This is a genomic window from Flavobacterium sp. C3NV (assembly GCF_046825355.2).
Taxonomy (GTDB): domain Bacteria; phylum Bacteroidota; class Bacteroidia; order Flavobacteriales; family Flavobacteriaceae; genus Flavobacterium.
Genome location: NZ_JBKQBJ020000009.1, coordinates 18002 through 32092 on the forward strand (window position 1 = coordinate 18002; position 14091 = coordinate 32092).

General features: G+C 33.6%; 13 protein-coding genes. 5 read left to right on the top strand and 8 right to left on the bottom strand.

Annotation, left to right across the window (positions count from 1 at the left end):
• Window positions 1-82 precede the first annotated feature (82 nt).
• On the bottom strand, window positions 83-562 hold the full coding sequence (locus ACIDC4_RS13970; RefSeq protein WP_412045111.1) for a DUF6252 domain-containing protein: 480 nt from the start codon (window positions 560-562) through the stop codon (window positions 83-85).
• A 255-nt stretch (window positions 563-817) separates the two neighbouring features.
• On the opposite strand from ACIDC4_RS13970, the gene ACIDC4_RS13975 reads away from it, so the two are divergent.
• Window positions 818-2782 (top strand): transglycosylase domain-containing protein, encoded by a 1965-nt coding sequence (locus ACIDC4_RS13975; RefSeq protein ID WP_412045112.1) that lies wholly within the window; start codon window positions 818-820, stop codon window positions 2780-2782.
• A 121-nt stretch (window positions 2783-2903) separates the two neighbouring features.
• Here the strand turns inward: ACIDC4_RS13975 and ACIDC4_RS13980 are convergent, their stop codons facing one another.
• The gene (locus ACIDC4_RS13980; RefSeq protein ID WP_412045113.1) at window positions 2904-3653 is read right to left on the bottom strand and encodes a LytR/AlgR family response regulator transcription factor; all 750 of its coding nucleotides are present in this window, start codon (window positions 3651-3653) and stop codon (window positions 2904-2906) included.
• Window positions 3650-5473: a tetratricopeptide repeat-containing sensor histidine kinase gene (locus ACIDC4_RS13985; RefSeq protein ID WP_412045114.1), complete on the bottom strand. Its 1824-nt coding sequence runs from the start codon at window positions 5471-5473 to the stop codon at window positions 3650-3652. Before ACIDC4_RS13985 ends, ACIDC4_RS13980 begins: the two co-directional genes overlap by 4 nt.
• Window positions 5474-5619: 146 nt before the next feature.
• Here ACIDC4_RS13985 and ACIDC4_RS13990 point away from each other — a divergent pair, with 146 nt between their 5' ends.
• The 4 genes from ACIDC4_RS13990 to ACIDC4_RS14005 all read left to right on the top strand — a co-directional run bounded on the left by ACIDC4_RS13990 (window position 5620) and on the right by ACIDC4_RS14005 (window position 10201).
• Window positions 5620-6582 (top strand): SIMPL domain-containing protein, encoded by a 963-nt coding sequence (locus tag ACIDC4_RS13990; RefSeq protein WP_412045115.1) that lies wholly within the window; start codon window positions 5620-5622, stop codon window positions 6580-6582.
• 111 nt (window positions 6583-6693) lie between these two features.
• The gene (locus ACIDC4_RS13995; RefSeq protein WP_412045116.1) at window positions 6694-7854 is read left to right on the top strand and encodes a vWA domain-containing protein; all 1161 of its coding nucleotides are present in this window, start codon (window positions 6694-6696) and stop codon (window positions 7852-7854) included.
• Window positions 7855-7869: 15 nt separating this feature from the next.
• On the top strand, window positions 7870-8493 hold the full coding sequence (locus tag ACIDC4_RS14000; protein ID WP_412045117.1) for a murein L,D-transpeptidase catalytic domain-containing protein: 624 nt from the start codon (window positions 7870-7872) through the stop codon (window positions 8491-8493).
• A 67-nt stretch (window positions 8494-8560) separates the two neighbouring features.
• A complete protein-coding gene (locus ACIDC4_RS14005; protein ID WP_412045118.1) occupies window positions 8561-10201 on the top strand; it encodes a DUF4139 domain-containing protein in 1641 nt (546 codons plus the stop codon).
• Between the two features lie 89 nt (window positions 10202-10290).
• Here the strand turns inward: ACIDC4_RS14005 and ACIDC4_RS14010 are convergent, their stop codons facing one another.
• The 5 genes from ACIDC4_RS14010 to ACIDC4_RS14030 all read right to left on the bottom strand — a co-directional run bounded on the left by ACIDC4_RS14010 (window position 10291) and on the right by ACIDC4_RS14030 (window position 14044).
• The gene (locus tag ACIDC4_RS14010) at window positions 10291-11328 is read right to left on the bottom strand and encodes an aldo/keto reductase (protein WP_412045119.1); all 1038 of its coding nucleotides are present in this window, start codon (window positions 11326-11328) and stop codon (window positions 10291-10293) included.
• A 221-nt stretch (window positions 11329-11549) separates the two neighbouring features.
• Window positions 11550-11849, bottom strand: coding sequence for a type II toxin-antitoxin system RelE/ParE family toxin (locus tag ACIDC4_RS14015; protein WP_412045120.1), 300 nt, complete (start codon window positions 11847-11849; stop codon window positions 11550-11552).
• Window positions 11842-12093, bottom strand: coding sequence for a hypothetical protein (locus ACIDC4_RS14020; protein ID WP_072957136.1), 252 nt, complete (start codon window positions 12091-12093; stop codon window positions 11842-11844). The genes ACIDC4_RS14015 and ACIDC4_RS14020 overlap by 8 nt, the downstream gene beginning before the upstream one ends.
• Window positions 12094-12213: 120 nt before the next feature.
• Window positions 12214-13158, bottom strand: coding sequence for an OmpA family protein (locus ACIDC4_RS14025; protein WP_412045121.1), 945 nt, complete (start codon window positions 13156-13158; stop codon window positions 12214-12216).
• A 124-nt stretch (window positions 13159-13282) separates the two neighbouring features.
• A complete protein-coding gene (locus ACIDC4_RS14030; RefSeq protein WP_412045122.1) occupies window positions 13283-14044 on the bottom strand; it encodes an exodeoxyribonuclease III in 762 nt (253 codons plus the stop codon).
• Window positions 14045-14091 lie beyond the last annotated feature (47 nt).

Consider the following 14091-nt stretch of genomic DNA (forward strand, 5'->3'; position numbering starts at 1 on the left):
CAGATTTTCTATTATAAAAAAATGCTCATGAAAATTTTATACAAATCTTCATGAGCATTTTTTGCTTAAAGAAGCATAAGATCTATCTTAAAACTCTAAAACTTCCTTCTGTAACAGTAAATGTCTGTTCTCCTGAAGTAGTTCCCGAAAAAGTAAATGTGCCTTCAATTTTTTTATCATCAACAGCGGTAATATTTATTTTTCCAGATTTAGCATTAGCATTATTTATTGCAGGCAAAAAACTAAAAGACGCTTGATAAGTAGTCTCCATATTTGATAAATCATATACGATATCATGGCTTCCCTTAGTAACATTCAAAGGCGTCCATAATGAGATTTTTTTGTATGTGTTATCAATTCCCGTACTTCCCATAATATTCATGTTTAACGAAGACATAACGCCAGGCTCAAAATTGTATACTGTACCATTGTATGTGAATTTGATAAATTCTTCCTGATCGTCCGGAGTTCCTTCATCATCAGAATCATTACTACTGCATGACGATAACACCATTGCACAAATGGCAAAAGACAAAAACATAATTTTTTTAAAGATTTTCATTGGTTTGATTTTAATATTATTAATTGCGCAAATATATATTGTGTAAATTGTAAAACTTTACGGCTTCTCTCAATTTTGACACTAAACCATAAATTTCTTCTATTATTTAGAAAAACAAAAAACACAATAACAACAAAATCAAGACTTTAAATCATTATTGAAAATTTACAAGGAAAATTTTATAAGCTGATAAATTTAAATTTAAATTTACACTAGCTTTGAAAAGCGAAAAATTCCGAATACCAATCTCCATTTATGAAATTCCCAAAACAAAAAATATACAAAGCACTTATAATACTTGCATTAGTATTGATAGTGCTTTTTTTAGGCTTTTACTTTTTTCGTGATTCGCTTTTAAAACAAGCTATTGCCAAAGTAAAAACTAAGATGAATACCGAATACAACAGTACATTTTCTGTAAAATCGGCTACGTTTGATGGTTTAAATGGTATTAAATTGACCAATGTTGTTTTGGTTCCTAAAAATGCTGATACACTTTGTAATATTGAAAAAATTGAAACCAGCATCAGTTTATCCAATTTATTAATTGGTGATGTACAAATTGGAACTTTAAAGGTAAATAACGGCTATATTCAATTAGTAAAAAAAGGAAATGTCCGCAATTTTGATGCTTTTTTAAAGAAAGACAAAGCCGATACTGACAAAAACGAAAAACGTAAATACGCAGCTTTTGCCTATCGCATTATTTCTAAATTACTGAATCTGGTTCCTACAGACATGAAACTGGAAAATTTGAATTTCAAGATTGATGACAATGGCAAAAAGACTTCTGTTGCTGTAAATAAACTGGCTTTAGACAACAAACAACTCGAAACCAATCTTCATGTTCAAACTAAAGATTTTGACCAAAAATGGAACATAAAAGGATTTGCTGACCCAAGAAATAAAAAAGCTGATATTCGTTTCTTCAATTTAGATACCGGAGCAATCAGAGTTCCGTATTTAGACGAGCGATATAACTTAAAAGCAAGTTTCGATTCTATCAGACTAAATGTTCAAAACATAGAAAAAGATGGAAGCGAATTGCACATCGACGGTTATACTTCGATTACCAATTTAAAAATTAATCATCCTAAAATTGCCAGTAAAGATGTAATTATAAAAAATGCACGTTTTGATTATCGCTTTTTATTGGGAGATGATTTTATTTCGATAGACAGCACTTCGACAATGCAGTTGAACAAGATAAAAGTGAAACCTTATATTTCGTACAGCACCGAAAAAGATACGATATATACTTTGAAAGTGGATATCCCAAAAATGAAAGCGCAGGATTTTATTGTTTCATTGCCTGACGGATTGTTTACTCATTTTCAGGGAATGGAAGCAACCGGAAATTTCGATTATAAACTGGATTTCAAATTCAATAAAAACAAACCGAATACTTTAGTTTTTGATAGTAAACTGAACAAAGAGGATTTAAAAATCACTAAATACGGAGAAGCCGATCTTAATAAATTAAACGGCGAATTTGTGTATCGCGCCATTATCCAGAATGTATTGCAACGCCCGGTTTTAGTTGGAAATGCAAATCCTAATTATACGCCTTTAGACCAGATTTCTCCTTATTTACGAAAATCTGTTTTGACGACCGAAGATCCGTCTTTCTTTCAGCATCGTGGTTTTATCAATGAAGCTTTCAAACAATCTATTCTAAAGAACATCAGAACCAAAAAATTCTCTCGTGGCGCCAGCACCATCAGCATGCAATTGATTAAAAATGTGTTCCTGACCAGAGAAAAAACACTTTCGCGTAAGCTCGAAGAAATTCTATTGGTTTATATCCTTGAAAACAATCGCGTGGTAAGCAAAGAAAGAATGCTTGAGGTTTATTTCAACATTATAGAATGGGGACCAAATGTATATGGAATTGGCGAAGCAAGTCATTTCTATTTCCAGAAAAGTCCGTCGGCTTTAAATGTGGATGAATGTTTGTATTTGGCGACTATTATTCCGAAACCAAGAAAATTCATGTATCAGTTTAATGATCAGGGAAATCTAAGGGACTTTGCGGTACAAAACCAGAAGTTTTTAAAGAATTTAATGTTTCGTCGTGGTCTTTTAGTTCCTGAAGATACAATAGGTCAACTTCCGGTTTATATTTCTGGTAATGCAAGATCTTTAATCAGAATAAAAGCTCCGGATTCAACTGCGGTGAAAAATGATTCGCTGTCGATAGAAGAAGAATTTGACTTGTAATACTTATTTAACCGCAAAGTCCGCAAGGTTTTACGCAGAGTTCGCAAAGGTTTTTATTTCACAACTTAAAGAAATCTTAGCGCGCCTTGCGTAAAACCTTGCGGACTTTGCGGTTAGAAAACTACTTAAAGTTCTTTAAAAAATCTTCTTTATAAGTAGGCGACACTTCGATTTCTGCACCGTCGTTTAGTGTTACAATTCCTCCTTTATTATACGATTTTACACAATTCATATTAATGATATGCGATTTATGAACCCGGATAAAAGGCAAAGGCAAAATCTCTGAAAAGTGTTTTAAAAATCGGCAGACCATTTTCTTGCTTCCGTTATTCAAATAGAGATCTGTAAAATTTCCATTTCCGCGTAAGCGAACAATTTCTTCCATTTTTACGACTTCAAAACCTTCGAGTGTTGGTAAAATTACCTGTTGCTTTTCTGGTTTTGATTCGTGAAAATTCTCGACGATAATTTTATTTCGATTAAAGATTTCATGATTCATGATTTGATGCTGGACTTTGTTTACCGCCACAATCAATTCTTCGATACTAATGGGTTTAAGCAAATAATAAGCCGCACTTTGGTTTAGAGCTTTTAGCGAATATTCAGAAAAAGCGGTTACAAATATGGTTTCGAATTGTAAATCTTTACACGCTTCAAGAACATCGAAGGCATTCCCAAAAGGCATTTCGACATCCAGAAAAACCAATTGCGGCCGAATTTCATGCAGCAACGGCACAGCTTCTTTTATATTCTGCGCTTCACCCACAACTTCAACCTGCGGGCAATATTTACTCAAATAGTTTTTGAGTACTTCGCGTGCCGCCAATTCATCTTCGACAATTACACTTTTTATCTTCTGAATAGTCATCATATGGTATCAATTAATGGAAAAACAATCTGAACTATTGTTCCGGATTCCGGCAATGCTTTCTCTTTAATCTCAAAAGCAATATTCTTTTTATACAATTCATTCAGCAAGCCAATTCGTTCATTGGTATTATTAAGTCCACGGGATTCATGCACTTTCTGGTTGATCGTTTTCAGTTCCTGACTTTTGGTTAAACCAATTCCGTTATCATCAATAATTACGACAATTTTCCCATCAATAAACCGGAATTGAAGCTTAAGAAATCCCTTTTTGTCGAGATAACGCAAACCATGCCAAATCGCATTTTCAAGATGTGGCTGGATAATCATATTGGGTACAAAAACCCTTTCTGCATCCAGAGTTTCATCAACCGTAATTTCAAAATCGAACTTATCCTGAAAACGCAAATGTTCCAGATCCAGGTATTTTTTTAATTGCTCGACTTCTTTATCCAGCGAAATAAAATCTTTATTCGAGTTTTCCATCATATTCCGCATCAAATTCGAATACGAAGTCAGGTATTTATTGGCTTCCAGTTCTTTATTTTCAGAAATAAACTGATTGACACTATTTAAACTATTAAAAATAAAATGCGGATTCATCTCGCGTCGCAACGATTGCAAAGCGATTTCTTTATTCTTGGTTTTTATAGCGTACAACGCTTTTACAATAAAAGCAAACAACAACAACAGCAATAAAATTGATCCTAAAAGAAAGTAGTTGAAGGTGTTTTTCTTGGTAATTAATTCATCTTTTAATGATTTTTCTTTTTCTAGCTGACGTATCTTTCCTTCTGTAACCTGAAAAGTTTTCGCATTAATCAAAGTAGTGTCAGATTGAATTAACTCATCAAAATTTTGAAAGAATTGCTCATAAAGTGCCATACTTTCTTTTTCATTCCCATTAGATTTATAATACTTTGCTAAGGCTGATAAAGTATTTTTGGCTTCCGCCGAATTTCCTTTTTTAGACGCCAAATGATACGCTTCTTTCAATGAAACTAATGCTTTCTTTGGTTCTTCTTTTTTAAAATAAAGCGTTGCCAGCGATTGCAATTGTTTGATTTGGGTATTAAAATCTTGTTTGGTTACGGCTTCGGCCAAGAGTTTTTCGTTGATCCCGATTGCTTTTTCAAACTGATTGTCTGAGGCATAAACATTCGCAATTTCATTCTTAATCTTAATTACAGATTCCGGTTTGTCTTTTGCGTAAGCGAGTGCATTTTTATAACTTTCTATTGCAACGCTTTTATCTTTTAAGTCTAATGAATTTTGGGCTTTCTGAACATACGCTTCTGTAACTTCCTGGCTTTTCTTTTCCTTTTTCAGCAATTCAATATTCGAATCTACATAATTGGTCTGACTGGCAGGATTGGATTGGTTTTTAAGTCGGTTGGCATCGTTTAAGTTGATCTTTTCTTCGGCAACATCTTTGGATAATGCGCCCGCGACTTCGTAATTTTTAATCGCCGAATTAAAGTTTTTTTGGTTTTCCTGTACTTTGGCCAAACTACGCGTTACACGGGTTTTATCTTCAGTCCGTTTTAATTTGGTGTAGCTGTTTAATGCTCGTTTAAAATATTCCTCGGCTTTGGCATTATCACCATTATTTAAAAATTCGTTGGCCAATTTCTCATAATTCACGGCAATTTTCGATTCATCGTTTTCATCTAATGAAACCGATAAATCTTCAGCCGCCTTACTGATTTTGACCTGCTTGCTTTTTTCGGCTTTGGGCACAGGAATTGCCTGCGCTATTGTTCGTTGCGGAAACAATAGTACTATACAAAGCGCACTAAAACTAATTAACCAATGACGTTTCACAAATAAGTTGTTTTGAAAATGTAAAGTAACCTAATTTCAAATTCCCATCCTATATTTTTCACCAAGTCAAAAGACCCGTTGACCCATTCTTCCAAAAGTACGTTTTTTCATTCAATACATTTGGCATCAATATAAAAATTACAATCATGAAAAAACTATTCTTTACAGCATCAACAGCATTATTTTCTACGTTCATAATGGCACAGGCTTCCGGAAATATCAATTATCACGATCAGGAATCTTATAACAATACCGCTATTGATATAAATTTTCCTTCAAACAATGATATTCTTGTAAGCGTAAAAGGGCTTGCAAATGTTAAGGCAGACGCGTATACAGCCATTTTTAGCATCACTCAAAACGGTAAAACCACTAAAGAAGTGAATGAATTAATGGACCAAAGAATTATGCAGTCTCTAAATGAAATTAAACTTAAAAAAGGAGTGGAAACTTTTGTTGACATGATTTCTTTTGTTCCGGTTTATGAATACGAAACAGAAAAAAAAGTGTTTAATCGTAAGACTTATAATGAAGTTCCGGCAGGATTTGAATTGCAGAAAAACATTCATATCAAATTCGATGATCCCAATCAGTTGAATGAATTTATTGCAATTTTATCCAATTATGAAATATACGATCTGGTGAAGGTGGATTATTTTTCTAATGCATTAGAAACCATCAAAAAAGAAATGACAACGAAAGCAAAACTTCTTGTTCAGGAAAAATTAAAAAACTATCAGGAATTGCTTGGAGAAACATTTATAAATACTGAGAAAAAAATTACCGATGATTTCATTATAAATGTACCCATAGAAATGTATAAATCGTATGAGGCGTACAATAGTTCTTCTTTAAACTTAAAAAAAGCCGCAAACATTAATCAAATCAACAAATCGGTTACACTTTATTACCAGCCGGTATTTAATAAAGATTTTGATTTTGTAATGAACTCAACGGTTTTAGAACCTGTTATTCAAATACAATATGAAATTAAAATTGCGATTAACAGAGAAAAGAAACCGGTTTCAAAAACAGATAAGGAATTTATTCTGGTGACTCCAAACGGCGATTTAAAAAACCTTAATATCAATACAACGAAACAAAACTAATCTGACAGAATCGTTTCACCAAGTCAAAATACCGTTTCACCCTTTCTGTAAAAAACAAGGTCTTTAAGTTTTTAAGTTTGATCTGTAATCAACAATTAAAAACTCGAAATCATGAAATCAAACCTATTTATCTCAGCACTTTTAGCCACTGCAATTTCTTTTGCAAGCTGCAATTCTTCGAATGCAAATTCTAAAAAGAATACTGTAATCGAAAAACCAATAACGACAGAAAATACCAAAATACAAGTAGCACTTTTACTGGACACTTCCGGCAGTATGGATGGTTTGATAGATCAGGCAAAATCCAGACTTTGGAACATTGTAAATACGCTGACCACTTTAAAATATGACGGAAAAACGCCTGATATCGAAATTGCTTTATACGAATATGGAAATGACGGATTATCTCAAAAATCGAATTATATACGACAAATAGCGCCTCTTTCGACAGATTTGGATTTGATTTCAGAAAAGCTATTTGCTCTGAGTACTAATGGAGGCAATGAATATTGCGGCGCTGTAATTCAGGATGCGACCAAAAAACTAAAATGGGCGAAAGACGACAACAATATGAAGCTGATTTATATTGCCGGAAACGAAGAGTTCAATCAGGGCGGGATTAATTATAAAGAAGCGATTAGTGATGCCCTAAAAAATGGCATTTATGTGAATACTATTTATTGCGGAGATAAAGCACAAGGCATACGCGAACTATGGAAAAACGGTGCCGATTACGGAAAAGGGAAATATTTTAATATCGATTCTAATGAATCTGTGCGATACATTGCGACGCCGTATGATGATGAAATTACAAAATGCAATGAAAAAATCAACAAAACTTATATTAGTTATGGTGCCAAAGGTTCTGCAAAAAAAATGAATCAGGAAACTCAGGATAAAAATGCACAGAAAGTTTCTGCATCAAATTATGCTGAACGTGCGGTAAGCAAATCAAAAGCGGTTTATAAAAATGAAAGTTGGGATTTGGTAGACAAAGTAAAAGAGGATAACACCGCTATTTCTAAAATCAAAAAAGAAGAATTACCGGCAGAACTTCAGAATAAATCTGAAGCTGAAATCAAAACAATTGTCGAACAAAAAACGAAAGAGAGAGCCACAATCCAGAAAGAAATTGGTGAATTGGGCAAAAAACGTCAGCAATTTATTGATACCGAAACTAAGAAAACCAAGAAACAAGATGATCTGGGAAATGCCATCAATACATCGATCGTTGGTTTTGCAAAAGTGAAAGGTTATACGGTGGAGAAATAAAACCAATCGGTAAACATGAAAAAGAAAATCTTCCTTTTGCTGCTGTCCAGTATTTTTGGTCTGAGTTTTGCATGTACGAACAAGAAAGAAGAATCGATAAGTATCAAAAATTCAAAACCGGTTTATTCCTACGAAGAGAAACTAAAAAGTGAGATCACTGAAATCAGGAGTTTTTTGGGGAAAACGCCTAAATACAATTCAGATGTTGTTTTCTTTTTAGACATGAAGATTGAATCTGGAAAAAACCGGTTTTTTATTTACGATTTAAAACACAACAAAATACTCGATAAAGGTTTGGTCGGACACGGTTCCGGATCTGAAACTGGAACTTACGGAAAGCTAAAATTTAGCAATGTCAAAAATTCGAATTGCAGTTCTTTAGGAAAATATGCCATTGGCGGTTCCTATTCAGGAAGATTTGGCAAAGCCTATAAACTCTACGGTTTAGACAAGACAAACAGTAATGCTTTCGACCGAAATATAGTACTTCACAAATATGTTGACGTTCCTTTTGAAGAGCAAATTAATCCTATTTGCAATAGTTTGGGATGCCCAATGGTCAACGAAAAGTTTTTTAGCGTAATCGAAAAAAAGATTGATAATTCTAAAAAGAAAATCATTTTAGTAATTTATTATTAAGTTAAACCAACCTTCGGGCAATTTTTGTTATCTATACTTTTATAATAACACTTTAAATTATAAACTCATGATTAAAAAACAAGCCACATTGCTCTTATTGCTAATAAGCACGTTTGTATTGGCACAAAAGCCAATTTTTACTACTGCCAAAGTAAAATCAGCAACAGTATATTTTAATGCCGCCGAATTATCTCAAACTGCAACTGCAACACTACCAACTGGTGCGAGCGAAATTGTAATCAAAAATGTTGCGGTGAATTTAAATGAAAATTCTGTGCAAATTGGCGCACCATCTGGCGTAACAGTTCTTTCGGTTCAATTTACCAATAATTATATTTCAGAATACGAAACAGATTCTAAATCGCCTGCGCTAAAAATAGTTAGAGACAGTATTGCTTTGGTTCAGAAGGAAATTCAGAAAGTGAATAATACCATTAATTCTGAAAACAAAACGATACAGCTTTTAGATAAAAACCAGCAGATTTCGGGCGTAAATTCAGGTTTGAACGTAGCTGAATTAATGAAAATGGTGGATTATTATAAAAACAAACAAATCGAGATTGCCAACAATATTAATACGCTTTCTGAGAAACAGCAAAAATTAAACGAATTACTGTATAAATTACAAAGCAAACTGGAAATTAATGCTAATAAAGAAGAAAAAACTTCATCCGGTAAATTAATTGTTCAGGTTATGAATGAAGTTGCAGGAATCGTTCCGTTAGACATTTCATACTTAACAAATAATGCTTCGTGGACTCCGTTTTATGACTTACGTGCCGAAAGCGTTACGGCGCCAATTAATATGATGTACAAAGCTCAGGTTGTTCAGAATACCGGAATCGACTGGAAAAAAGTAAAACTTACTTTGTCCAGCGGAATGCCAAATCAAAACAATCAGGCACCAATATTAAGTTCGTGGTTTTTGAGAGACAATAGTTTTGCTCAAAATGGTTATGGATCGCAAAGAAATAAAATGAATCAATTGCAAGGACGAGTTGCAGGACTTGCTGTAGAGAGCAACGAATTGAAGGAAGTTGTTGTAACGGCACCTGTAATGAAAAAATCATCTGTTTCAAGTTATACAACTGTCGAAGAAAATCAATTGAATGTTTCGTTTGATATTGATATTCCTTACGATATTTTATCAAACGGAAAAGTTCATAGCGTTTCTTTAAAAGAAATAAAATTACCTGCATCTTATAAATATTATGCTGCACCAAGAGTAGAAAACGAAGCTTTTCTGTTAGCTGAAATTGCAGATTACAGTAAGTATAATTTATTAAGAGGCGAAGCCAATATTATTTTTGAAGGCATGTATGTTGGTAAAACTTTTATAGAACCGAACCAAACGAGCGATACTTTGAATTTAAGCATGGGACGTGATAAAAAGGTTTCGATTAAGCGAGAAAAAGTGGCTGATAAATCAGGAACTAAGTTTTTATCTGCCAAGAAAGAACAAACTTTTACTTTTGACATCACAGTAAGAAATAATAAAAAAGAAGCGGTTGAATTGTTATTGAAAGATCAATATCCGTTAAGTACCAATAAAGAAATTGAGGTAGAATTATTGCAAAGTGACGGTGCAAAAATAAATGCCGAAACCGGAATACTTACCTGGCAATTGCAGCTAAAACCAAATGAAAACAAGAAATTCAGAATTAGTTATAAAGTCAGATATCCTAAAGACCAGAATTTGAATTTATAAAGGAAACCGAATTGAAACACAAATTCCACTAATTTTCACGGATTAATCTGTGTTTATTAGTGGAATTTGTGTTTAATCTAAAACTCTAATTAAGGAGCCGGATCAGGAATTATCGCCTGAACTCCCGCTATTTCGGTTAAGATTTCTTTCGACAAAAAGACATCAATTGTATCGATGTTTTCTTTTAATTGTTCCATTGTCGTTGCACCAATAATCGCGCTCGTTAAAAACGGTTGTTGCAAAACAAATCCTAATGCCAATTCTGTCAATGTCAGGCCGTGTTTTTTAGCAATTTCCTGATACAATCTTGTCGCTTGCAAACATTGATCACTATTGTAACGTGTGTACTGCGGGAAAAGATTGATTCTTGCGTTTGGATGTGCTTCTCCGGTTAAAAACTTACCTGTTAAAACTCCAAAAGCCAAGGGAGAATAAGCCAGTAAACCTACATTTTCATATTTTGAAACTTCGGCAGAACCTACTTCAAAAAGACGATTTAATAAATTATACGGATTTTGAACGGTTTTGATTCTTGGCAAATTGTGGTATTTGCTTTCTTCCAAAAGACGCATCATTCCCCAGGCATTTTCGTTAGAAACCCCAATGTGTTTTATTTTTCCTTCTTTAATTAATCCGTCAAAAGTTTCCAGAGTTTCTTTAAAATTATCTTCCCATTCAGCATCGTGATCTTTAAAACCGCGTTGTCCAAAATAATTGGTTGGTCGTTCCGGCCAATGCATTTGGTACAAATCGATATAATCTGTCTGAAGACGTTTTAAACTATTTTCTAATGCGTATTTAATACTTTCCGGAGAAAAATCTACTTTCTCTCTCATATAAGTAAAATTAGGGTTTGGACCCGCAATTTTAGAGGCCAAAACCACTTTTTCGCGATTTCCGGTTTTCTTGAACCAGGTTCCTATAATTTTCTCTGTACTTCCGTAAGTGCTTTCGTTTGCAGGAACTGAATACATTTCGGCAGTATCAAAAAAGTTAATTCCTCTTTCGAGTGCATAATCCATTTGTTGATGTCCTTCTGCTTCAGTATTTTGTTGCCCGAAAGTCATTGTTCCGAGGTTTATTTTACTAACTTTTATGTCGGTGTTGGGTAGTGTGGTATATTTCATTTCTTTTGAGTTGCTAAGTTGCTGAGTGACTAAGATTCTAAGTTTACAGCTTTTGAATTATAAAACTCAAAGATACGACGGGATTTTTCAAATGAAAATTGTACAAAAGTTAAAAAAAGGATAAGGTTTTTTTTTAAGGTTCTGAGTTGCTAAGATCCTAAGGGACTAAGTTTTATTTTTGATAAACAAAAAAGGTTCAAAGTAAAACTTTGAACCTTCTGTTATTTTAAGCTTTTCAAAGGATTTTGAAACGAATTAAAAACCCTAATTACAAAAATTGAGTTTTCTTTAATCTGATATAATACTTTATAATTTCTAATGATAATTCGTCGGCAATCAAATCTATATTCATCTACCTGAAATTGTTCAGCAAATACAATACTATTTGTACAATTAAACAATTCATCTCTAATTTGAATTGCTTTTTCTTTAGAGACCACTTTCTTCAATGAAATATAAATATCTTTTAAATCTTCTTTCGCAATCTTAGTCCAAAAAACTACAAGTTTACTATTACTCATTATCCCAATCTTGCATTTCTTTCGATAAATCTTCTTTTGAAATTATTCGATTGTATTTTACATCATTCAATCCTTCCTCAACTTTATTATTATATTCAGATAAAGTTAAAGGATTCCCCTGCGCATCATATGAAACCACTTCATTTAAATAGTTATCAAACACAGAAGAAACAATTCTTAATACTCTTTCATCAGCAAGATCTAATTGATGACGTATTTTATCTTTTAATTCTGGAAGTCCCATAATTATAGCTTTTTTAGAGTTTCAAAGTTACAAAAATATAAAATCAAAAAAGGCCCAAAGTTCAAAACTCTGAGCCCTTATAAAATCTTAGCAACTTAGTCCCTTAGAATCTTAGCAACTTTAATTAATACTATTCAACATATCAGCGATTTCATCTAATCTTGGTGTTAAGATGATTTCGATTCTACGGTTTTTAGCTTTTCCTTCCGGGGTAGCATTACTCGCTAGCGGAGAAAACTCGCTACGACCTGCTGCTGTTAATTTTTGTTTGTTGATTTTAGCGTTTTCGCTTAAAATATTTACAATTGCCGTAGCTCTTTTAGTCGATAAATCCCAGTTGTTTGCAATTGGTCCTGAACCTGCATACGGATCATCATCTGTATGACCTTCGATAAGAACTGAAAGATCCGGATTGTCTCCTAATACTTTTCCTAATTCTACAACGGCTTTTCTACCTTCGGTTCCAACGGCCCAGCTTCCTGAATTAAAAAGTAATTTGTTTTCCATAGAAACATATACTTTTCCGTTTTTTTGTTCCACAGTCAAACCTTTACCTTCAAAACCGTTTAAGGCTTTAGATAAAGTTTCTTTTAGTTTGCGCATTGCTTCTTCTTTTGCAGCAATCATAGCTTCAAGTTCGTTTAATCGACTTGCCGTTTTATCAAGACTTGCTTGTTCTTCGGCTAGTTTTTTTGATTTTGCTTCTAATTGAGCTAACAATTCACGGTTTTTAGCCATGTTTTTCTCTAATGCATCGTTGCTGTTTTTTTCTAATGCATTGTATAAATCCTGCAAAACTTTGAACTTACTTTGCGCCGCAGCCAAATCTGCTTTTTGTTTTGCCAATTCGTCTTTGGTAGCATTTAGATCTTTGGTTAGATTATCGCGTTCTAATTCTAACTGATTTTTTGATTTTTGTAAATCGGCATTTTGATCTGCGATGGAACGGTTTTCTTTTTTAAGATCTGAATATTTTGTTTCAAGATCGTTGTAAATTTTCTTGGATACGCATGAAGTCATAGACATAGCTAGAACTAGTAATCCGATGGAGGCCTTTTTAATCATATTACTTTTTGGTTTTTATTTTTGGGGAGCATTAATAATGAACAATGTCAAAATTCAATATCAATAACAATATTAATATTGAATTTTTAACTTGCTATTCTCTCAACAAGAACAGTACCAAACTTTACTCGATTTCGACTAAAACCGGGCAATGATCTGAATGTACGGCGTCCGGAAGAATTACGGCGCGTTTTAATCTGTGCTGTAAAGAGTCGCTTACCAAATTGTAATCAATACGCCAGCCTTTGTTATTTCCTCTGGCTCCGGCGCGGTAACTCCACCATGAATAATGATGCGGATCTTTATTGAAATGACGGAAACTGTCGACAAAACCTGATTTCATAAAGCCATCAAGCCAGGCACGTTCTGCAGGTAAAAATCCAGAAACGGTTTTGTTACGAACAGGATCGTGAATATCGATGGCTTCGTGGCAAATATTGTAATCGCCACAAATAATCAAATTAGGTATTGTTAGCTTTAGCTCGTTAACATAAGTTTGAAAGTCATCCATAAACATAAATTTATGATCTAATCTTTCAATATTGGTTCCTGACGGAAGGTAAAGACTCATTACAGAACAATCGTCGAAATCGGCACGAAGGTTACGTCCTTCAAAATCCATGTGCTGAATTCCGGTTCCGTAAACTACATTATTGGGTTTTGTTTTGGATAAAATAGCTACTCCGCTATAACCTTTTTTGGTAGCGGGATAATAGTATTGATACGGATAACCGGCATCTTTTATTAAATCGACCGGAATTTGTTCTTCGGTGGCTTTTATTTCCTGAAGACAAATAACATCAGGGTTGGCATTTCGTAACCATTCGATAAAGCCTTTAGTTATTGCGGCGCGTATTCCGTTTACATTATAAGAAATAATTTTCATCAGTGTTTTTTTAAGGATTCCAAATGTAATAAAAAAGTGGAAAGTTT

What these genes read in the sequence shown, in the direction of transcription:
- ACIDC4_RS14030 (WP_412045122.1), bottom strand. Translation starts at nt 14,044, where the DNA reads ATGAAAATTATTTCTTATAATGTAAACGGAATACGCGCCGCAATAACT.
- ACIDC4_RS13990 (WP_412045115.1), top strand. Translation starts at nt 5,620, where the DNA reads ATGAAAAAACTATTCTTTACAGCATCAACAGCATTATTTTCTACGTTC.
- ACIDC4_RS14015 (WP_412045120.1), bottom strand. Translation starts at nt 11,849, where the DNA reads ATGAGTAATAGTAAACTTGTAGTTTTTTGGACTAAGATTGCGAAAGAA.
- ACIDC4_RS13970 (WP_412045111.1), bottom strand. Translation starts at nt 562, where the DNA reads ATGAAAATCTTTAAAAAAATTATGTTTTTGTCTTTTGCCATTTGTGCA.
- ACIDC4_RS13975 (WP_412045112.1), top strand. Translation starts at nt 818, where the DNA reads ATGAAATTCCCAAAACAAAAAATATACAAAGCACTTATAATACTTGCA.
- ACIDC4_RS14020 (WP_072957136.1), bottom strand. Translation starts at nt 12,093, where the DNA reads ATGGGACTTCCAGAATTAAAAGATAAAATACGTCATCAATTAGATCTT.
- ACIDC4_RS13980 (WP_412045113.1), bottom strand. Translation starts at nt 3,653, where the DNA reads ATGATGACTATTCAGAAGATAAAAAGTGTAATTGTCGAAGATGAATTG.
- ACIDC4_RS13995 (WP_412045116.1), top strand. Translation starts at nt 6,694, where the DNA reads ATGAAATCAAACCTATTTATCTCAGCACTTTTAGCCACTGCAATTTCT.
- ACIDC4_RS14005 (WP_412045118.1), top strand. Translation starts at nt 8,561, where the DNA reads ATGATTAAAAAACAAGCCACATTGCTCTTATTGCTAATAAGCACGTTT.
- ACIDC4_RS14025 (WP_412045121.1), bottom strand. Translation starts at nt 13,158, where the DNA reads ATGATTAAAAAGGCCTCCATCGGATTACTAGTTCTAGCTATGTCTATG.
- ACIDC4_RS14010 (WP_412045119.1), bottom strand. Translation starts at nt 11,328, where the DNA reads ATGAAATATACCACACTACCCAACACCGACATAAAAGTTAGTAAAATA.
- ACIDC4_RS14000 (WP_412045117.1), top strand. Translation starts at nt 7,870, where the DNA reads ATGAAAAAGAAAATCTTCCTTTTGCTGCTGTCCAGTATTTTTGGTCTG.